14 protein-coding genes are annotated in these 19,426 nt (G+C 67.8%); 1 reads left to right on the forward strand and 13 read right to left on the reverse strand.

Annotation, left to right across the window (positions count from 1 at the left end):
• Position 1: 1 nt before the first annotated feature.
• Positions 2–1,102 (forward strand): sigma-54 interaction domain-containing protein, encoded by a 1,101-nt coding sequence (locus B4I46_RS20165; RefSeq protein WP_043862771.1) that lies wholly within the window; start codon positions 2–4, stop codon positions 1,100–1,102.
• Here B4I46_RS20165 and B4I46_RS20170 read toward each other — a convergent pair whose 3' ends face one another.
• The 13 genes from B4I46_RS20170 to B4I46_RS20230 form a co-directional block, all read right to left on the reverse strand.
• Positions 1,103–2,512 (reverse strand): MFS transporter, encoded by a 1,410-nt coding sequence (locus B4I46_RS20170; protein WP_286901524.1) that lies wholly within the window; start codon positions 2,510–2,512, stop codon positions 1,103–1,105.
• Between the two features lie 6 nt (positions 2,513–2,518).
• The gene (locus B4I46_RS20175; protein WP_043862769.1) at positions 2,519–3,739 is read right to left on the reverse strand and encodes an acyl-CoA dehydrogenase family protein; all 1,221 of its coding nucleotides are present in this window, start codon (positions 3,737–3,739) and stop codon (positions 2,519–2,521) included.
• 28 nt (positions 3,740–3,767) lie between these two features.
• On the reverse strand, positions 3,768–5,606 hold the full coding sequence (locus B4I46_RS20180) for an ABC transporter ATP-binding protein (protein ID WP_116054009.1): 1,839 nt from the start codon (positions 5,604–5,606) through the stop codon (positions 3,768–3,770).
• A gap of 3 nt (positions 5,607–5,609) precedes the next feature.
• Complete coding sequence (locus B4I46_RS20185) at positions 5,610–7,259, reverse strand: dipeptide ABC transporter ATP-binding protein (RefSeq protein ID WP_058540182.1); 1,650 nt, start codon at positions 7,257–7,259, stop codon at positions 5,610–5,612.
• Entirely contained in the window at positions 7,256–8,146 is an 891-nt protein-coding gene (locus B4I46_RS20190; protein ID WP_063611979.1) for an ABC transporter permease, read from the reverse strand. Before B4I46_RS20190 ends, B4I46_RS20185 begins: the two co-directional genes overlap by 4 nt.
• Before the next feature lie 29 nt (positions 8,147–8,175).
• On the reverse strand, positions 8,176–9,228 hold the full coding sequence (locus tag B4I46_RS20195; RefSeq protein WP_286901526.1) for an NADP(H)-dependent aldo-keto reductase: 1,053 nt from the start codon (positions 9,226–9,228) through the stop codon (positions 8,176–8,178).
• Between the two features lie 22 nt (positions 9,229–9,250).
• Positions 9,251–10,594 carry an LLM class flavin-dependent oxidoreductase gene (locus B4I46_RS20200; protein ID WP_054914522.1) on the reverse strand — a complete coding sequence of 448 codons (1,344 nt, stop codon included), beginning with the start codon at positions 10,592–10,594 and terminating at the stop codon, positions 9,251–9,253.
• A 25-nt stretch (positions 10,595–10,619) separates the two neighbouring features.
• A complete protein-coding gene (locus tag B4I46_RS20205; protein ID WP_058540179.1) occupies positions 10,620–11,855 on the reverse strand; it encodes an acyl-CoA dehydrogenase family protein in 1,236 nt (411 codons plus the stop codon).
• 25 nt (positions 11,856–11,880) lie between these two features.
• A complete protein-coding gene (locus tag B4I46_RS20210; protein ID WP_043862763.1) occupies positions 11,881–12,813 on the reverse strand; it encodes an ABC transporter permease in 933 nt (310 codons plus the stop codon).
• Positions 12,810–14,525, reverse strand: coding sequence for an ABC transporter substrate-binding protein (locus B4I46_RS20215; RefSeq protein ID WP_286901531.1), 1,716 nt, complete (start codon positions 14,523–14,525; stop codon positions 12,810–12,812). Before B4I46_RS20215 ends, B4I46_RS20210 begins: the two co-directional genes overlap by 4 nt.
• A 55-nt stretch (positions 14,526–14,580) precedes the next feature.
• On the reverse strand, positions 14,581–16,710 hold the full coding sequence (locus B4I46_RS20220; RefSeq protein ID WP_229590261.1) for a TonB-dependent receptor family protein: 2,130 nt from the start codon (positions 16,708–16,710) through the stop codon (positions 14,581–14,583).
• A 297-nt stretch (positions 16,711–17,007) separates the two neighbouring features.
• Positions 17,008–18,147 (reverse strand): glycerate kinase, encoded by a 1,140-nt coding sequence (locus tag B4I46_RS20225; RefSeq protein ID WP_286901532.1) that lies wholly within the window; start codon positions 18,145–18,147, stop codon positions 17,008–17,010.
• A 134-nt stretch (positions 18,148–18,281) separates the two neighbouring features.
• Complete coding sequence (locus tag B4I46_RS20230; protein ID WP_043862760.1) at positions 18,282–19,382, reverse strand: sugar diacid recognition domain-containing protein; 1,101 nt, start codon at positions 19,380–19,382, stop codon at positions 18,282–18,284.
• Between the last annotated feature and the right edge of the window lie 44 nt (positions 19,383–19,426).

Below are 19,426 nucleotides of genomic sequence, written 5' to 3' on the forward strand. Positions count from 1 at the left end.
CATGCAATTGTTGACCCTACCGCCCTCGCCCGCGTTGGCCACCTCGATCCGCGCCACCGCGCAGGTGTTCGAAGACCCCAAGTCACGTGCGCTGCTGGCGCACCTGCAACAGGTGGCGCCCAGCGAAGCCAGCGTGCTGATCATCGGTGAGACCGGTACCGGCAAAGAGCTGGTGGCGCGCCACATTCACAACCTCAGCGGGCGACGTGACAAGCCGTTCGTGGCTGTCAACTGCGGCGCGTTTTCCGAATCGCTGGTCGAGGCCGAGCTGTTCGGCCACGAGAAAGGCGCCTTCACCGGCGCCCTGGCGGCCAAGGCCGGCTGGTTCGAAGAGGCCAACGGCGGCACCCTGTTCCTCGACGAGATCGGCGACCTGCCGATGCCGATCCAGGTCAAGCTGCTGCGCGTGCTGCAGGAGCGCGAAGTGGTGCGCCTGGGCTCGCGCAAGAGCATTCCCATCGATGTGCGGGTACTGGCCGCCACCAACGTGCAGCTGGAAAAGGCGATCAATGCCGGGCACTTTCGCGAAGACCTCTATTACCGTCTGGACGTGGTCAGCCTGGAGCTGGTGCCGCTGCGCGAACGCCCCGGCGACATCCTGCCGCTGACCCGCCACTTCATCGATGCCTACAGCCAGCGCCTGGGCTACGGCCAGGTGCGCCTGAGCGCCCAGGCCGAGCACAAGCTGCGCACCTACGGCTGGCCGGGCAACATCCGCGAGCTGGAAAACGTCATCCACCACACCCTGCTGATCTGCCGCGACGGCCTGATCGAGCACGACGACCTGCGCCTGTCGAACATGCGCATCGAACGCCAGGACGACAGCCCCAGCCAGGACGACTCGGCCCAGGCACTGCTCGAACGGGCCTTCCAGAAACTCTTCGAGGAACAGGCCGGCGCGTTGCACGAACAGGTCGAGGACGCGCTGTTGCGCGCGGCCTACCGCTTCAGCCACTACAACCAGGTGCACACCGCCAACCTGCTGGGCCTGACCCGCAATGTCACGCGTACCCGCCTGATCAAGATCGGCGAACTGGCGGTCAATCGCCGCCGGCCCACTGGCGCCACCCAGGGCGAGCGGGTGCTCAACCTGTCGATCTGATCAGCCACGCGCGGCATACACCGCATTGCCGGCGTCCGCCGCCAGGCGCCGGAACACCAGTGCCGAGGCCATGCACGCCAGCCCGCACAGCAGCATCACCCAGGCCACGTCGCTGGTGACGGGGGTGGTGTGCCCGCGCAGGTTCATCAGCACCCCCAGCAGCGAGGCGGCCAGCCCCACCGACAGGCTCATGCTCAACTGCACCGTCATCGCCGACAGGCTGCTGGCCCGGCTGCTCAGCGCCGCCGGTACATCCGCATAGGTCAGCGCGCCCAGGGTGCTGAACTGCAGCGAACGGATCACTGCGCTGGCGAACAGCATCAGCACGACCACCCAGTACGGCGTATCGCTGGTAAAGCTGGCACAGGCCCCCAGGGTCAGCCCGGTGAGCAGCGCATTGCCGGTGAGCGTGCGACGGATGCCGAAGCGGCGCACCACGCGCACTGCCAACAGCTTCATCAGAAACGCCCCTGCGCCGCCCGCCAGGGTCAGCAGCCCCGCATGCAGCGGGCTTAGGCCAAAGCACAGCTGAAACATCAGCACCAGCAGGAACGGGCCCGACGAGGTACCCAGGCGCAGCAGGTTGCCGCCCCAGAAGCTGATGCGGTAGCTGGGAATGCGCAGCAGCGACAAGTCCAGCAGCGGTTCGGCGCAGCGCCGTGCATGGCGGATGTACCACGCGCCGCACAGCAGCCCCGCCCCGATCATCACCGCCACCCACGCTCGCGGCAGCAGGCCGTGGCCCAGCGCCTCGAAACCGAACACCAGCGCCCCCAGCGCGGTGCCGCTGAGCAGCAGCCCGCGCACATCCAGTGCCCGCGCACGAACCCCGGGATAATGCGGTACATGGCGCAGCACCAGCACGATGCCCACCAGGCCGATGGGCAGGTTGATCAGGAAGATCCAGTGCCACGACACGAACGTCACCATCAGCCCGCCCAGCGGCGGCCCGATCATGGGCCCGATCAGCGCCGGAATGGTCAGGTACGACAGGTTGCGCATCAGGTCTTCGCGCGGCGACCAGCGCAGCAGGATCACCTGCCCCACCGGCACCATCATCGCCCCCGCCGCGCCCTGCAGCATGCGCGCCAGGCACAGCTGCAACAGCGAGGTGGATGCCGCGCAGGCCAGCGACGACACGATGAACAGCACGATCGCCACCACGAACAGCCGTCGTGGGCCGAAGCGGTCGGCGGCCCAGCCACTGACTGGCACGCACAGCGCGGCGGCCAGCATGTACAGCGACACCACCAGGTTCATGCGCACGCTCGGCGCGCCGAAGTCGCTGGCCATCTGCGGCAAGGCCGTCATCACCACGGTGGAGTCGATCAGTTCCATGCACAGCGCGCAGCCGATGATCATCGGCACCTTGCGCGAAACCGGCCGCAAGGCCGGCAGGGGTTCGGCCATGGTCACTCAGAACAGCCCCGAGGTCGGCGGCGGCGTGCCCTTGAGGTACCAGGTGCCGACCGCCGAGGCCTTCCAGTGGCGCGGGTTGTGGTTGGCCACCGTACGCGCGTTGCGCCAGTGCCGGTCGAGGTTGTGGCTGCGCCCGGTGGTGGACGCACCGCCCACATCGAACAGCAGCTCGGCGGCCCGCAGCGCCGATTCGGCGGCAATGTACTGGGCCTGGGCCACGTCGATGGCGGCCTGATCCACCGCCTGCGGGTCCAGTTGCAGGGCCCAGGCGCGGTCGATCACCGCTGCGGCCTTGAGCACCACCGCTTCGGCGGTGAAGGCGCGCGCGGCCACTTCGCCCACGCTCAGTTGCACATAGGGGTCGTCCACCGACTGGCTGGCGCTGCTGTGCTTGATCGGTCGCGCATGCTCGCGGGCAAAGCGCACTGCATCCTCCTGGGCATTGCGCGCGATGCCGGCCTCCACGGTGGCGAGGAACAACTGCAGAAACGGGGTGACGATGGTGCGCTTGCCCTCCTCCACGGTGCGCGGACGAATCTCGCTGGCCAGCACCTGCACATCGTTCAGGCGCGTGGTGCCACTGGCGGTCAGGCGCTGGCCCATGGCGTCGAAGTCGTCCACCAGCTCCAGGCCCAGGCGATCGCGCGGCAGCACGAACGACACCGGCCTGTCCTGTTCGTCCAGCGCCACGGCGCTGACCCAGTCGGCGTACAGCGCGCCCGTGCTGTAGTACTTGCTGCCGCTGACGCGAAAGTGCTCGCCATCGGGCACGATGCGTGCGCTGATCGCGCCATTGGCGCCGCCCACCTCCCAGCCTGCGTTGCCCAGCACGGCGCCGTCCAGGTAGCGCGCGAACCAGCGCTGGCGTTCCTGCTCTGCACCGCTATGGTCGGCGGCCAGCAGCCCTTCGACGAAGGCAAAGCCCGGGCGCAGGGCCTGGGCCACATTGGAGTCCACCGAGGCCACCCGCAGCAGCAGGCCGATCACGTCGCTCACCGAGCCGCCGGGGCCACCGTAGGCGAGCGGGATGCGCACGGTATAGAGCCCTGCAGCGGCCAGCTGGCGTATGGCGTCATACGGCAGCTGGCGCTCACGTTCACGCTCGGCTGCACCGGCCGCAATCTCGGGAAGCAAGGCATCCAGGCGTTGATGCAGGTGCGCAACGCTGGTCAGTGCGTGTTGGGGGGCGTGTTTGGGGACTTCGGACAAATGCGGCATGGGCGCCTCCTTGGGCGTTTGAAAACTCTCAGGCAGATTCGGTAGCGGGTGTTTCGTCGAACTGGCCAGCGGCCTGGCGACTCCACAACCGGTGGTACTGGCCGCGCTGGCGCAGCAGTTGTGCATGGCTGCCGTCCTCGATCAGGCGGCCCTTGTCGAACACCAGGATGCGGTCCAGGTGCGCCACCGTGGACAAGCGGTGCGCGACCACCAGCACGGTCTTGCCGTGCATGATTTCGTCGAGCTTTTCCTGGATGAAACGCTCGGTGAGCGAGTCCAGGCTGGAGGTGGCTTCGTCCATCACCAGGATCGGGGCGTTCTTGAGCAACACCCGGGCAATCGCGATGCGCTGGCGCTGGCCACCCGACAACTTGACCCCGCGCTCGCCCACCAGCGAGTCGTAGCCGTGTTCCATGCTGTCGATGAAGTCGTCGGCGCCGGCGCGGCGGCTGGCATGCACCACGTCTTCGAAGCTGGCCTCCAGGCGCCCGTAGTGGATGTTCTCGCCGATGCTGCGGTGGAACAGGCCAGGTTCCTGGGGGATCAGGCCGATCTGCTGGTGCAGCGAATGCTGGGTCACTTCGCGCACATCGCGTCCATCCACCAGTACCTGGCCGCTGTTGACGTCGTACAGGCGCAGCAGCAGGTTGAGCAGGCTCGACTTTCCCGAGCCCGAGGTGCCCACCAGGCCCACGGTCTGCCCCGCCGGGATCACCAGGTTCAGGTGCTGGAAGATCGGCTTGTCGGGCGCATAGCCGAAGCTCACGTCGCGAAACTCGATGTCGCCGCGCACCGGCGGCAGCGCCCGTGCGCCGGGAAGGTCCACCACCTCGTGGGGCCGCACCAGGGTGCGCACGCCGTTGGCGATGTTGCCGGTGGCCTCGAAGAACTCCAGAAAGCGCCGCGACAGATTGCTCACGTCATTGATGATCAGCAGCGACAGGCTGGTGGCCATGACGAAGGTGGCGATGTCGATGCGCCCCACGTACCACTGCTGCAGCGCAAGCCCCAGCATGCCCAGCTTGAGGGCCACGCCGCCGGCCGACTGGAACCAGCGGATCTTCTCCATGTACCAGAACGAGCGGTAGGCCGCATCCACCTCGCGGTCAAGGTAGTGCCCCAGGTAGCCGTGCTCGAACGGCTGGCGAGCGAACAGGCGGATGTTGGTGAGGTTGCTCACCGCGTCCACCACCTTGCCGTTGCTGGTGCTGCGCGCCGCCGAATACTGCTGCGCCAGCGGGTGGCTGCGCCGCGCCAGAACATAGCAAACGCCAATGAACAGCAGCGACCAGCCGAGCATGAACGCGGCCAGCAGGCCCGAAGCGCTCCACAGCAAGGCGGTGGCCAGGCTCAGGGTCAGCGCCAGGCCGAGCATGTCGAACAGCAGGATGCCCAGGGTCTGGTTGACCCCCAGCGCCACCTCGGCGATGCGGTGCGCCAGCGCCCCGGCGAACTCGCTGCTGACAAAGCGCTGGGAATGGCGTTGCAGGTAGGCGAACAAAGCATGGGTCACGGTGCGCCGCTGCAGCGGCAGCACCTTGATGTGGCAGGCGGCGGCGCTGCGGGCGCTCAGCAGTTCCAGCACCAGCAGCGTGCCGAACAGGCTCAGGGGCGCCACCAGCCCCGGCAGCGCGGCGTGCACCGAGGCGGCCTCGGTCACCTGCCGGGTGATCAGGCCCAGCGCCCAGGGGATCAGCACCGCGCTGACCACGGCGATGCACTGCAACAGCAGGATGCTTGAGTACCAGACCTTGTAATTGCCGATGCACAGGCGCACGAAGGCCAGCGGCGTGTCCGGCAGGTGGTCGATCTTCCAGTGGTGCAGCCGTCGTCGCGGCGTGTGGCGGGTCGAGAAATGCAGGCTCATGGTTCAGATCGCCAACTTGAGGAATTCGAACGAGGTACGACGGCCGCTTTCCAGGTGCGGAATGGCCTCCAGCAAGGCCAGGGTGTAGGGATGCTGCGGGTGGTCGAACACGTCGCGTACCGCCCCGCTCTCCACCGCCACGCCGTCCTTCATCACCAGCACCTCGTCGCTGACCTGGTTGATCACCCCCAGGTCGTGGGAGATGAACAGGCACGCCAGGCCCAGGCGCTGCTTGAGGTCGTCGAGCAGTTCGAGGATCTGCGCCTGCACCGACACGTCCAGCGCCGACACCGGCTCGTCGCACACCAGAATCTGCGGCCCGGCGGCCAGCGCGCGGGCAATCGCGATGCGCTGGCGCTGCCCGCCCGACAGCTCGATGGGGCGCCGGTCGAGCAGCGCCGCGTCCAGGCGTACCAGGCCCAGCAGTTCCTCGGCCCGCCTGCGCCAGTCGGCGCGCTTGTGCCCGGCCACCTCCAGCGCCTCGAATAGCACGCGCTGCACGTTGTAGCGTGGGTCGAAGGAGCTCAGCGGGTCCTGGAACACCACCTGGATGCTGCGCCGCAACTGACGCTTGTGCGCCTCGGAAAGCTTCAGCCAGGGCTGGCCCTTGATCTGGATATCGCCGCTGTCGGGGGTTTCCAGGCCAAGGATCATGCGCGTCAGGGTGGTCTTGCCCGAGCCCGACTCGCCGACGATGCCCAGGGTCTTGCCGCGGCGCAGTTGCAGCGACACCTGGTTGACCACGGTGCGCATCTGCCCGTCCGGGCCCTTGAACGCCTTGCTCAGCTGGCGCACCTGCAACAGCGGTGGCTCCTGGGTCGGCGCCACGATGGCCAACGGCGTTCGTGCTGCCCCCGGCGTGCGCCGAAAGTGCACCGCCCGGCCGGCACGCAGCAGAAACTGCGTGTAGGGGTGCTGCGGGTCGTGCAGCACCGCCTCGACGCTGCCCTGCTCGACGATCACGCCGTTGTGCATCACCGCCACGCGGTTGGCCAGGCGCGACACCACCGCCAGGTCGTGGCTCACGATCAGCATCGCGGTGTTCTCGCCGCGCAGCGATTCGAGCAGGCTCAGCACCTGCGCCTGTACCGTGGCGTCCAGCGCGGTGGTCGGCTCGTCGGCAATCAACAGGCGCGGGTTGCAGGCGATGGCCGAGGCGATCAGCGCCCGCTGGCGCAGCCCGCCCGACAGTTGATACGGGTACTGGCGGGCGCGCAGTTCCGGCTGCGGCACGCCGACGGCGCGCAGCAGCTCGATCACCCGGGCCTGGCGCTGCGCGCGGTCGAGCCCTGTATGCAGCTGCAGCGGCTCGGCGATCTCCTTGCCCACCGGGCGCAAGGGGTCCAGCGCGCCCAGGGCATCCTGCATCACGAAGCCGATCTGCGCGCCGCGCACCTGGCGCCAGGTGCGCTCGTCGAACTCGCGCAGGTCGTGCCCGGCAAAGTCCAGGCGGCTGGCCTGCACCTGGGCATGGGCGCCGGTCAGCCCGGCCAGCGTGCGTGAGGTGACACTCTTGCCCGACCCCGACTCGCCCACCAGCGCCAGGCACTCGCCCTGGTGCAGCTGGAAGCTGATGCCCTTGAGGGTGGGCACGGCCTGGGCGCCAAAGCGCACGTGCAGGTCCTGTACATCGATAAGCGGTGCGCGACTCATGGGCGTTTACCTTCGCTGCGGCGCAGCAGTTCGCGGCCGATCGTACTGATCGAGACCACGGTCAATGTGATTGCCAGGGCGGGCCAGGCCACCAGCCACCAGGCGTTGGCCAGGTAGTTGCGGCCCACAGCGAGCATGCCGCCCCACTCCGGCTCCGGCGGCGGCGCGCCAAAGCCCAGAAAGCTCAGGGCCGCGCCCGAGACGATGTTGCCGCCGATGCCGATGGTGGCCAGGATCAGGATCGGCTTGATGGCATTGGGCAGTACATGGCGCAGGATCACCGCGTGCCGGCCCAGGCCCAGGGTGGTGGCGGCCTCGACGTAGCCGGCACCGCGCACTACCAGGGCCTGTGCGCGCACCAGGCGTGCATAGCGCGGCACGCTGGCGATGCCCACGGCAATGATGGTGTTCAACTGGCCCTGGCCGAAGAAGGTGATGATCACCAGGGCCAGCAGCAGGTCGGGGAATGCCAGCAGCACATCCACCCCGCGCATCACCGCACCGTCCAGCCAGCGCGGGCCGAGCCCCGCCGCCAGGCCGAACAGGGTGCCCAGCAGCAGGCCGATGGCGGTGGCCGACAGGCCCAGCACCAGCGACGGGCGCACCGCGTACACCAGCCGGGTGAGGATGTCGCGGCCGTTTTCGTCGGTACCCAGCCAGTACAGGCTGTCGGGGGCACGAAACGCCTGGCGCGCACTGGCCTCCAGCGGGTCGCCCGCCACCAGCCAGTGCGGCTGGATGGCCGCAATCACCAGCAGCAGCACGAACAGCCCGGCCAGCACCAGGCCCGGGCGGATGGCCCAGCGCCGCACCTTGCGCCGCCGGGCCACGAACAGCGGCTCGGCGGCAATCAGGCCGACGCTCGCGCTTTGATTGATGGGCGCCATGGGCACCTCCACAGGCTAGGGGTTGCGGCTCAGGGCGCCGGGTTCGGGGTGTGCGCGTGGATCTGCTCGATGCGCGCCAGGGTCTCGCTGCTCAGTTGCAGCTCAAGCGCGCCGATGTTCTCGCGCAGTTGCGCCAGGCTCGTCTGCCCGGTCAGGGCGCTGCTGACGAACGGCTTGCCGATCACCGCAGCCAGAACCAGTTGCGCGGGGCTCACGTCCAGCTCGCGGGCCAGTGCCACGTAGGCGGCAATGGCCTGCTGCGCCGACGCGCTGTCGTAGCGGTTGAAGGTGCGGTACACCGACGACAGGCGCGAACCTTCAGGCCGTGCGCCGCCCAGGTACTTGCCGGTGAGCGCGCCGAAGGCCAGCGGCGAATAGGCCAGCAGGCCCACCCCTTCGCGGTGGCTGAATTCCGACAGGCCGCCTTCGTACAGGCGGTTGAGCAGGCTGTAGGGGTTCTGGATGCTGACGATGCGCGGCAGCCCCAGCACCTCGGCCTGGCGCAGGAACTGCCCTACCCCCCACGGGGTTTCGTTGGACACGCCGATATGGCGGACCTTGCCCGCCTGCACCTGCTCGGCCAGCACCTGCAGGGTTTCGCCGATGGCAATGGCCTGCGGGTCGTCGACATACGGGTACTCGCGCTGGCCGAAGAAGTTGGTGCTGCGGTCGGGCCAGTGCAGCTGGTACAGGTCCAGGTGGTCGGTCTGCAGGCGCTTGAGGCTGCCGTCCAGCGCGGCGACGATGTTGGCGCGGTCGTGGCGGCTGAGGCCATCGCGGATATGCGTGCCGCTGCCGGGGTTGCGCGAGGGGCCGACGATCTTGCTGGCCAGCACGATATCGCTGCGCCGGCCGGTCCGGGCCAGCCAGGTGCCGATGAAGCGCTCGGTGCTGCCCCAGGTGTCGGCATGGGTCGGGGTCGGGTACATCTCGGCGGTGTCGACCAGGTTGACACCATGGTCCAGCGCCAGGTCCAGCTGCTGGTGGGCGTCCTGCTCGCTGTTCTGGTGGCCCCAGGTCATGGTGCCCAGGCCGATGACGCTGACCTTGATGTCGCTGTTGCCCAGTGTGCGGTAGTTCATGGGGTGTGCCTCGCTAATCGGTTCAGACGGCCTCTGCCGCACGTTGGTACTGGCTGGCCGGGTACGGCAGGCCCAGGTGGTCGCGCAGGGTGCTGCCGGTGTATTCACGGCGGAACACCCCGCGCTGCTGCAGCAGCGGCACCACCTGGTCGACGAACACCTCGACCCCCGAGGGGAACATGTCGGGCATGATGTTGAAGCCATCGGCGGCGCCGGCGCGGAACCAGTGCTCCAGGGTGTCGGCGACCTGTTCCGGGGTGCCCACCAGCAGGCGGTGGCCCACCAGGATGCGCCGCGACAGTTCGCGGATGGTCAGGTTCTCGCGCCGTGCCAGGTTCAACTGGGCTTCGAGAAAACCGTGCGAGCCGCGCTCGAATTCGCTGACCGGGCCAATACGCTCCCACGGCAGCGGCGCGTCCAGGTCCAGTTCGTCGGGGGGCAGGCCGATGCGAAACGCCAGTTGCTGCACCAGCCCCGCCTCGCCGCTGTAGGCGTTCAGTTCATCGAAGCGCGCACGGGCTTCGGCCTCGGTGCTGGCGATCACGGTGGACAGCCCCGGCATGATCTTCAGGTGATCGGGGTTGCGGCCCCACTGGCGTGCGCGCTGTTTCATCTCCTGATAGAACGCCTGGCCGTCGGGCAAGGTGGTCTGGGTGGTGAAGATCGCGTCGGCATAGCGCGAGCCCAGGGCCTTGCCGCCCTCGGACGAGCCGGCCTGTACCAGCACCGGCCGGCCTTGCGGCGAGCGCGGCAGGTTGAGCGGCCCCTTGACCGAAAAATGCTCGCCCACGAAATCGATGCTGTGCACCTTGTGCGGGTCGGCGAACTGGCCGCTGGCGGCGTTGCCGATGATCGCGTCGTCCTCCCAGCTGTCCCACAGCTTGAGGGTCACGTCGATGAACTCGTCGGCCCGCGCATAGCGGTCCACATGGCGCGGCGCACCGGCCAGGCCGAAGTTCTGCGCGGCGGCGTCGCCGGCGTTGGTCACCACGTTCCAGGCCGCCCGGCCGCCACTGATGTGGTCCAGCGAGCTGAAGCGCCGCGCCAGGTTGAACGGGTCGTTGTAGCTGCTGGACGCGGTGGCGATCACCCCGATGTGCCGGGTGGCCAGGGCCACGGCCGTCAGCAGCACGGTCGGTTCCAGGCGCCCGGCCGGGTGCTGGGCGATGTCGCCCGCCAGCGCCGGGCCGTCGGCGAGGAAGATCGCGTCCAGGCACCCCCGCTCGGAAATGCGCGCGATGTTGCGGTAGTACTCGACGTCGAGGTAGGCGTTGGCCGGTACTTCGGCCTTGCGCCAGGCGCTGGCATGCGCGCCGAAGCCGAGGATGTTCATGCCGATGCTCATCTGTCTTGCGGTCTGGCTCATGGCTGCTGCTCCTGAATGAAGGCGGTTACACCGCGCTGGCTTCGTCGCGCACGGTGGTGCCGTCCTGGGCATGCAGCGCACGCCAGGCAGCACCGGGGCTGACGCCGTTGAGGTAGTAGTTGCCCAGCGCGCGCTCGCGGTAGATCGCCGGGTTGTGCGAGGCCAGGGTGCGCGCATTGCGCCAGTGCCGGTCCAGGCGCCGGGCCTGGCTGGTGGCCGACGCGCCGCCCACCTCGAACAGCAGGGTGGTGACTTCCAGCACCTGCTCCAGCACGATCTGCTGGGCCTGGAAGGTGCGGATATCGGCCTCGACGTAGTCGGCTTCCTGGGCGCTGTCGTTCAGCTCGGCCTGGTGTACCCGCTCGAGTACCTCGGCGGCAGCCAGCACCAGGGTTTCGCTGGCATAGGCCAGGCTCGACAGGCGTCCGATCACCCGCTGCACCAGCGGGTCGTCCTTGGGGCTGGACTGGCCCGGCACGCCGAAGGCGCGGGTGCGGCCCTGGACGAAGGCGGTGGCATCGCGCAGCGCGGCGCGGGCGATGCCGGCCAGGGTGGCGAGGTGGAACAGCTGGTAGAACGCCGAGATGTACGACTCGGCGCGCAGCTCGCCGGGCTTGAAGCGGCGCAGCACATGCTGCTCGGGCACCGCCACCTGCTCGAAGCGTGTGGTGCCGCTGCCGCTCAGGCGCTGGCCGAAACCGTCCCAGTCGTCTTCACGGGTCACGCCGGGGGCGTCCACTGCCACCACCACGCTGACGAAATCCTTGTCGTGCATGGCCACGGCCGCCACCCAGTCGGCGTAGATAGTGCCGGTGCAGTAGTACTTCTCGCCGTTCAGGCGCCAGCCCTCCTCGGCGGCCTCCAGGCTGACCGAGTTGGTGCTGCTGTCGCTGCGCTCGGCCATTGCCGCGCCCCACAGCTGCCCGGCCACCACCTTGGCGAACCAGTAGTCCTGGGACGCCGGTTCGCGGGCCGACAGCCGCCCTTCGACGAAACCGAAGTGCGCGCGCACGATCTGCGGCAGGTTGGAGTCGGCCTCGGCCAGGTCGATCAGCAGGCCAAACAGCACCGGCAGGCTGATGCCGGCCCCCCCATGCGCCTGGGGCACGCGCAGCGCCGTGAAGCCGGCATCGCGCAGCAACGCCACGGCCTCGAAGGCCAGTTCGCGCTGCTGTTCACGCGCCACCGCGCCCTCGCCGATCTGTGCGAACAGCGGCTTGAAGCGCGCCTGCAGCGCAGTGTAGGAATTGGATTGGGTCATGACAGGTCCTTGCTTGGGGGTGGCATCACACGGCCTTGGCACGCGGGTCCACCCAGTGATTGATCAGGTCGACGAGAAAGTTCACGACCACGTAGATCGCCGCCGCCAGCAGGGTGATGCCCAGCAGCAGCGGCACGTCCTTGGATGTTGCGGCGTCGAGCATCAGCCGGCCGATGCCCTGGCGCGAGAACAGCAGCTCGATCACCACCGCACCGCCGAGCAGGCTGGCGAACACGAAGCCGGACAGGGTCACCAGCGACACCAGCGCATGTCGCAGCGCGTGTTTGAGGCGCACGCCGGTTTCGGACATGCCGCGGGCGCGTGCCATGGCGATGAAGGGTTGTTCGAGAATGTCTTCCAGTTCCTGGCGCAGTACCTGGCTGAGCACCGCCGCCACCGGCAAGGCCAGCGCCACGCTCGGCAGTATCAGCGCCTGCCAGCCGCTGGAGCCGGACGGCGGCAGCAGGTGCCAGCCGAATGCGAACACCAGCAGCAGGCCCAGGCCGATCACGAACGAGGGCGCCGACGACAGCACCAGCTCCGTGCCCGACACCAGCGAGCGCAGCCACGGCGCGCGGTTGGCGGTGAGCACCGCGACCAGCACGGCCAGCAGCACCGCCAGTACCGCCGCGGCCAGCGACAGTTGCACGGTGGCGCCCAGTTGCCCGGCGATGATCTGCCCCACCGGGATGCGCAGGCGGTACGACTCGCCCAGGTCGCCCTGGGCCAGGCGCCCCAGGTAATGGCCGTACTGCACGATCAACGGCTGATCCAGGCCGTATTCGGCGCGCACCTGGGCGATCAGCTCGGCACTGGGCATCGCCTCCGGCCCGCCGAGGATGGCCAGTGCCGGGTCGCCGGCGCTCAGGTTCAAGGCCAGGAAGGTCAGGGTCGCCGCGCCCCAGAGCACGCCGATGCCGGCCAGCAGCCGACGGAGTATCAGGCGCAGGTTGTTCATCGGGCCTCCTGGTCGAGCCATACGCTGGTGAAGAACGGGGTGTTGTGCGAGGTATCGAAGATCACGCCCTTGACCGCCTTGCGGTAGGCCACCAGCACATGGCTCTCGTACACCGGTACGGCCGGCACGGTTTCCACCAGGCGTTGCTGCGCGGTGCGGTACAGCGCGGCCAGCTCCACCGGGTCGGTGGAACGGCGCGCCGCCGACAGCGCCGCATCGAGGGCGTCATCGCGAAAGCGCCCGGCGTTCTGGCCGATGAGCTTGGGCGTGCTGATCGCATTGCTGTGGTAGAGGATGTACAGCCCGTCGGGGGTGTTGGTGTGCCAGTAGCCGCCGGCGATTGCCTGAAAGTTGCTGGCATAACGGCGCTCGGTGACCTGGGCCAGGGGCAGCAGATCGATGGCCAGCTCGAAACCAACCTTCTTGAGGTCGGCCTGGATGGCCACTGCCACGCTACCGGGGAAGGCGCCGGTCTCGTACATCAGCAGGCGCGCCGACAGGCGCTGGCCGTCCTTGACCCGGTAGCCCCTGGCGTCACGTTCACCCCAGCCGGCCTGGTCGAGAATGCGGTTGGCCTCGGCCACGTCATAAGCCAGCACATCCTTGAACGCGGGGTCGTAGTAGCGGGTGTTGGCGGCCAGGAAATCGCCCTTGGGCTGGTACTCGCCAAAGCCGGTGATCCAGGCCAGGCCGTCGCGATCGATGGCCTTGGCCACGGCGCGGCGCACCTGCACGTCCTGGAACGGGAACTGCTCGACGTTGAAGGTCAGGCTGCGAAACGGGTTGGCCTTGCGGATGCGGCTGCTCATCTGCAGGTCGGGGTTGCTGCGAATGGCCCTGGCGTTCTGCGCCGGCGCGTCCACGGTAAAGTCCGACTGGCCGGACTCGAGCGCGCTGAAGCGGATCATCGGCTCGGGCACGATGCTCAGTTCCAGGCGGTCCAGGTAGGCCTCGCCGTTGTGCCGGGTCACCGGGGGCGCCCAGTTGTAGCCCTTGCGCCTGACAAAGGTGGCGCCCTGGTCGCGGGTGTAGCTTTCCAGCACGAAGGGCCCCGAACCGATGGCGTGCTCGGCGATGGACTTGGGCGCCTCGAGGATCTGGCGCGGCGAGATCATGCTCAGCCAGGACTGCGCCAGCACGTCCAGGAACGGCGAATAGGGTTCGCGCAGGTGCGCCTCGAAGGTGTACTCGTCGACGATGCGCCCGTCCACGTAGGGCGCGATGTACGCGGCGGCCAGCGGCGACTTGGTGGCCGGGTCGCGCATGTGCTCCAGGTTGATCTGCACGGCGCGGGCGTTGAATTTCTCGCCGTCGCTGAAGGTCACGTCATCGCGCAGGTGGAAGGTGTAGGTCTTGCCGTCCGGCGAAATGTCCCACGACTTGGCCAGCCACGGCGAGATGTTGCCCTGCTCGTCCTGGTACAGCAGGCAGTCGAACAGGATGCGCCCCAGCCACTGCACGTTGCCGTGGGAAATCGAATGCACGTCCAGGGTGGTGGTGTCGGACGCCGTGGAAATGCGCAGCGTGCCGCCCGGCTTGCCTGGCGCGGCTTCGCGGTAGTCCTCGGCGGCGTAGCTCAGGCTGCCGTCGCGCAGCACGCCGTCTGCGCTCGATACGCTGTTGCGCGGCGCTTCGCTGGCCGGCTTGCAGGCGCCCAGCGCCACCACGCTGGCGAGTACGGCCAGGCGTGCGAGCCTTGTGATCAGGGTCATGTGCTTCCTCCGCCAGCACCGCGTGCAGGTGCACGTCGGCGCTGGCCGCGCTGGCTTAGAAGTTGTAGGTCACGCCGGTGAAGGCGCCGAAGCCGTCGCCCGGGTACAGCGACGCGACGTCCCTGCCCTGGGAGTTGTAGGTCGGCAGCACGGCGGTCACGTAGTCCTGGTCGGTGATGTTCTTCAGGTCCAGGTACACCTGCCAGGTCTTGCCCGGGTCGTCGTAACCCAGGCGCGCGCCCCACAGCGTGTAGGACGGCGCGTAGAAGCTGTTGGCGTAGTCCACCGAAGTCTTGGAGGCGGTGCGCACGTTGACCCCGGCGTAGAAACCGCTGGCCCACTGGTACTGCAGCTCGCCCTGATACACGTGCTTGGGCAGGCCCGGCAGTTCGTTCTTCTTGAACAGCGGGTCGTTCTCGTAGTGGAAGTCGTTGAGGGTGTAGGCCTGGCGCCAGGTCAGGCTGTCACCGTTGGCGCCTTCCCACAGGCGGGTGCTCAGGCCGGCCTCGATGCCCTGGTGGATGGTGGGCGTGGCATTGGAGGTGGACACCACCGCGGCAGAGGTGGCGGTGGCCGGCAGCACTTCGACGTTGAGCAGCTCGTTCTTGACCCAGGATTTGTAGAACGCCAGGCTGCCGTCGAAGATCCCCGACTTGCCCTTGATGCCGAACTCCACGGTGTTGGCCGCTTGCGGCACCAGTGGCTTGGCGTAGTTGCTGGTGACCCCGGAGCCGGAGCTGGACCAGGAGCTTGGCGGGTCGATGGTGCGGCTGGCGTTGGCGAACAGCTGCACGTCCGGGGCGATGTAGTAGCGCAGGCCGATACGCGGGGCCAGCTTCCACTCGTCGTACTTGTAGTGGCTGGGCAGGCCGCTGGTGTTGGGGCGGTCGCTGTAGGTGACGTTGATGTCACGCTTGATCTCGATCGCCGACACGCCGGTGGCCAGGTACAGGTTGTCGGTCAGGCCCAGGTCGTTGCCCAGGGTGAACACATGGTCGAACGAGCCGTCGTACTCGACCTGCTTCTGCAGAATGCCCAGGTCCTTGTCGCCCTTGTAGGTGCGTGCGCCGGAACGGATGTGCTGGGTGCTGCTCCAGCCCGCGGTGGTGGTGCTGGGCAGGCCGAACAGCTGGTCGGTGCGGCTGTACTTGAGCGAGTAGTTGATGTCGCGCCAGTCCCAGTAGTTGGGGTTGACGGTGCTCTTGCGGCTGAGGATCTGCGGGTAGTTGTGGTACACCAGCCCGGCTTCGAGGGTGGCATCGTCATCGAAGGTGTAGGTGGTCTTGCTGCCGACCCAGGTCGAGCCGCGCTTGGTGGAGTCGCCACGGGTGGCGTAGGTGGCGGCGTTGGTCTGTTTGGAGTTCTTTTTGAGCTGCGCCAGGGTCAGGGTGCCCGAGTTCTCGTGGTATTCCTCGCGGTAGCGGATGTACAGACGGGTTTCGAGCTTGGGGTTGAAGCGGTAGCCGAAGTTGCTGACCACCCCCTTGGCCTTGGTGAAGGTGAAGTCCTGGTAGCCGTCGCGGCGAGCGTTGTCGACGCTGACGTAGTAGTCGGCATTGCCGGCCACGCCGCCGGTGCTCAGGGTCTGCTTCTGCCAGCCGAAACTGCCGCCTTCGAGCTTGATGCGGTTGCCCGGTGCGGTCAGCCCGGAGTTGGTCACGAAGTTGATCGCGCCCCCCAGTGAAAGTGCGCCGTATTCGAAGGCGTTGGCACCGCGCAGTACTTCGGTGTAGTTCAGGCCCTGGGTATCCAGAAGTTCATAGGGCGTGCCACCGGCGCCGGTCAGTGCAAGGCCGTCGAAGAGAAACTTGGTGCCTTCGCGGAAATAGCCGGGCGAGGTATTGGCGCCGGAGCCGCGAATGGAAATCTTGATGGCGTCGTTGCCACCGGCAGCTTGTGCGTAGACGCCGGGCTGGTACGCCAGGGTGTCTTCCAGGGTGGCCGAGCGGCCCTTTTCGACTTCAGCCTGGGTGACCAGGCTGGTACCGCCGGCGACCTCGTCGAGTTTGCTCTGCGCCGCCTGCACAGGGCTCTGTTTGGCGGCCTGCACGGTGACCGTACCCAGGCGCTTGTCGCCGCTGGTGTCGGTGTCGGCGGCCGAGGCCAACGGGATGAAGGTTAATAGTGCGCTGCTTACAGCGAACAGGGATGAATGTCGCAATACTGCCGAAGTTGCCCAATGCACGCGTTTCAAGGTCTTGCTCCCCACCTGATTAAAATTAGGCGAGTTTCTATTGGTATAGTCAATCTCACAGGGACTATTGCAGCGAGCGTGCCAACTGGCGAAGTGCCTTGTTTAAAGGGGTTCAGTTATAAAGCGGCAAGTAATCGGGTGTTGTATTCGAGGGCTAGTGTCGGGAGGGTGTTGCCAGGCGAACAGTTGCCAGTTGCTGATCTATGTATATAACCGGCAAGGCCGGCGCCTACAGGTTGGCCGCTGTCTGTAGGCGCCGGCCTTGCCGGCGAAGCAGTAGTGGGCTTGTTACAGACCCTGGTGCAAGGCCCACAGCCGCGCGATGTCCCGCGCCCTGTCGCGCAACAGCGGCGCCGCCTGCTCGCACGCCTTCTGCAGGCTCATCGGCCCGCTGGTCAACGCAAATGCCGCATCGATGCCATGCTCATACAGCGCCTGGTAGCCCTCGCCCAGGGTGCCGGCAATCACCACCACCGGCACGCCGTGACGCCTGGCTATGCGCGCCACACCGAACGGGGTCTTGCCGCGCAGGGTCTGCGCATCGAAGCGCCCCTCCCCGGTGATCACCAGGTCGGCACCGCGTACCGCCGCCTCCAGCCCGGCCAGCTCGGCCACCACTTCGACCCCTGCACGAAACTGCGCGCCCATGAAGGCCTTGGCCGCAAAGCCCATGCCGCCCGCTGCGCCACAGCCCGGAAACGCCCGAACGTCTTCCTCCAGCAGGCCGGCGCAATGGTCGGCAAAGTGCCCCAGTGCATGGTCGAGCAAGGCGACCTGGGCGGGGCTCGCCCCCTTTTGCGGGCCGAAGATCGCCGAGGCACCATTGGCCCCGCACAGCGGGTTGTCGACGTCTGCGGCCACTTCCACCTGCACGTCGAGCAGGCGCGGGTCCAGCCCGCTGCTGTCCAGCCGGGCCAGGTGCGCCAGGGCCAGGCCGCCCGGTGCCAGTTCAGCGCCCTGGGCATCGAACAGCCGCAGCCCCAGCGCTCGCAGCATGCCACTGCCGGCATCGTTGGTGGCACTGCCGCCGATGGCCAGGATGATGCGCTGTGCCCCGGCATCCAGCGCCGCGCCGATCAGCTGCCCGGTGCCATAGGTGCTGCTGCGGCATGCATCGCGCTGCGCGAGGCCGAGCAGTTGCAGGCCGCTGGCCTGGGCCATTTCGATGATGGCGGTGTGGCTGTCGGCCAACCAGCCCCAGTGGGCCAGTACCGGTGAGCCGAGCGGGCCCTGCACCTGCAGGCTGCGCTGTTCGCCGCTGCAGGTCGCCACCAGGGCCTGCAGGGTGCCCTCGCCGCCATCGGCCATCGGGCAACTGACCAGCTCGGCCTGTGGCAAGGCATCGGCCAGCCCCCGGGCGATGGCAGCGGCCACGTCTTCGGCGCTCAGGCTGTCCTTGAACGAGTCGGGGGCGATGACGATTTTCATGCGGTGTGCTCCTTATCCAGATGAGCTGCATGCTGACAGTTGCGCCGGCGGCGGGCGTCGGTCGGATGCACAGGCGGGCGCAGGGTTATTTGTTCAGTTGGACAATGCACCGACCAAGCGGCCCGCACAGGCAATCAACTGTTCACGGGCAACAACTGCAACCCCAGGTACAGGCTCAGCATCCCTTCCAGCCGCATCGGGTCCACCCCGCTCAACTCGGCCACCCGTTCCAGTCGGTAACGCAAGCTGTTGCGGTGAATGCCCAGCGCCTCGGCGCACGCCTGGCTCTGCCCGTCGTGGGCGCACCAGGCCCGCAGGGTGGCCAGCAGCTGCCCGTTGCTGTCCTTGGCACGCAGCCGTTGCAGCGGTTGCAGCAGTTCGTCCAGTGCATCGTCGTTGCGATGACGCCACAACAGCGCCGGCAGCCGATAGCGCGCCAGGGTCAGCAGGCGCTGGCGGGGCAGTACCTCGCGCCCGTAGGCAAGCAGGTCGCGCACCCGACGATAACCGCGGCGCAGGTTGTCCAGCCCTTCGGCCGGGCCAGCCACTGCCAGGCGCTGCACGGTCCAGCCCTGGGCCTGCATCTTGTCCAGCAGGCGCTGTTCGTCCAGCGCCACCGTCGCCGGGCGGCACCACAGCAACGACTGACGTGCCGGGCTCACGCACCAGCTGTCGGGGTAGCGCAGCATCAGCCAGGCCGCCAGCGGCTCGGCGGCCGGGCCCTCCTCCAGCTCGAACAGGCACGGTATACGCGTGAGCTGGGGTTTGAGCCCCAGTTGCCGAGCCTCGTCCACCAGCCGGGTGGCGTCGCCGTTGCCGCCCAGCAGCAAGGCCAGCAGGTCGTCGCAGCGCTGCTTGCGCCATTGCTGCTGCACTTGCAGGTGCCGTTGGGCCAGCAGCATCTCGGCGGTCATGCGCACCAGTTCGGCGTAGGTGCGCACCTGCTGCGGGTCGCCGGTGATGCCGAGCACGCCGATCAGGCGCCCGTCCAGCAGCAGCGGCAGGTTCACACCCGGCTGCACGCCCTTGAGGCACCTGGCGGCCTCTTCGTCGAGCTCGACGATGCGCGCGTTGGCCAGCACCAGTTGCGCGCCTTCGTGGCGGGTGTTGATACGCTGCGCCTCGCCACTGCCCAGGATCAGCCCCTGGCTGTCCATGACATTGACGTTGTAGGGCAGAATGGCCATCGCACGGTCGACGATATCCTGTGCCAGGTCGTGGTCGAGCTCGAACATGGGCGGATCCTTGTGGTCGCAATGGTTGGTCGAGGGCACAGCGG

The organism is Pseudomonas sp. UBA7500, assembly GCF_002478435.1.
In the GTDB taxonomy this organism is placed as follows: Bacteria; Pseudomonadota; Gammaproteobacteria; order Pseudomonadales; family Pseudomonadaceae; genus Aquipseudomonas; species Aquipseudomonas palmensis.

Coding starts and splice junctions, on each gene's coding strand:
- B4I46_RS20165 (WP_043862771.1), top strand. CDS start 2: ATGCAATTGTTGACCCTACCGCCCTCGCCCGCGTTGGCCACCTCGATC.
- B4I46_RS20170 (WP_286901524.1), bottom strand. CDS start 2,512: ATGGCCGAACCCCTGCCGGCCTTGCGGCCGGTTTCGCGCAAGGTGCCG.
- B4I46_RS20175 (WP_043862769.1), bottom strand. CDS start 3,739: ATGCCGCATTTGTCCGAAGTCCCCAAACACGCCCCCCAACACGCACTG.
- B4I46_RS20180 (WP_116054009.1), bottom strand. CDS start 5,606: ATGAGCCTGCATTTCTCGACCCGCCACACGCCGCGACGACGGCTGCAC.
- B4I46_RS20185 (WP_058540182.1), bottom strand. CDS start 7,259: ATGAGTCGCGCACCGCTTATCGATGTACAGGACCTGCACGTGCGCTTT.
- B4I46_RS20190 (WP_063611979.1), bottom strand. CDS start 8,146: ATGGCGCCCATCAATCAAAGCGCGAGCGTCGGCCTGATTGCCGCCGAG.
- B4I46_RS20195 (WP_286901526.1), bottom strand. CDS start 9,228: ATGAACTACCGCACACTGGGCAACAGCGACATCAAGGTCAGCGTCATC.
- B4I46_RS20200 (WP_054914522.1), bottom strand. CDS start 10,594: ATGAGCCAGACCGCAAGACAGATGAGCATCGGCATGAACATCCTCGGC.
- B4I46_RS20205 (WP_058540179.1), bottom strand. CDS start 11,855: ATGACCCAATCCAATTCCTACACTGCGCTGCAGGCGCGCTTCAAGCCG.
- B4I46_RS20210 (WP_043862763.1), bottom strand. CDS start 12,813: ATGAACAACCTGCGCCTGATACTCCGTCGGCTGCTGGCCGGCATCGGC.
- B4I46_RS20215 (WP_286901531.1), bottom strand. CDS start 14,525: ATGACCCTGATCACAAGGCTCGCACGCCTGGCCGTACTCGCCAGCGTG.
- B4I46_RS20225 (WP_286901532.1), bottom strand. CDS start 18,147: ATGAAAATCGTCATCGCCCCCGACTCGTTCAAGGACAGCCTGAGCGCC.
- B4I46_RS20230 (WP_043862760.1), bottom strand. CDS start 19,382: ATGTTCGAGCTCGACCACGACCTGGCACAGGATATCGTCGACCGTGCG.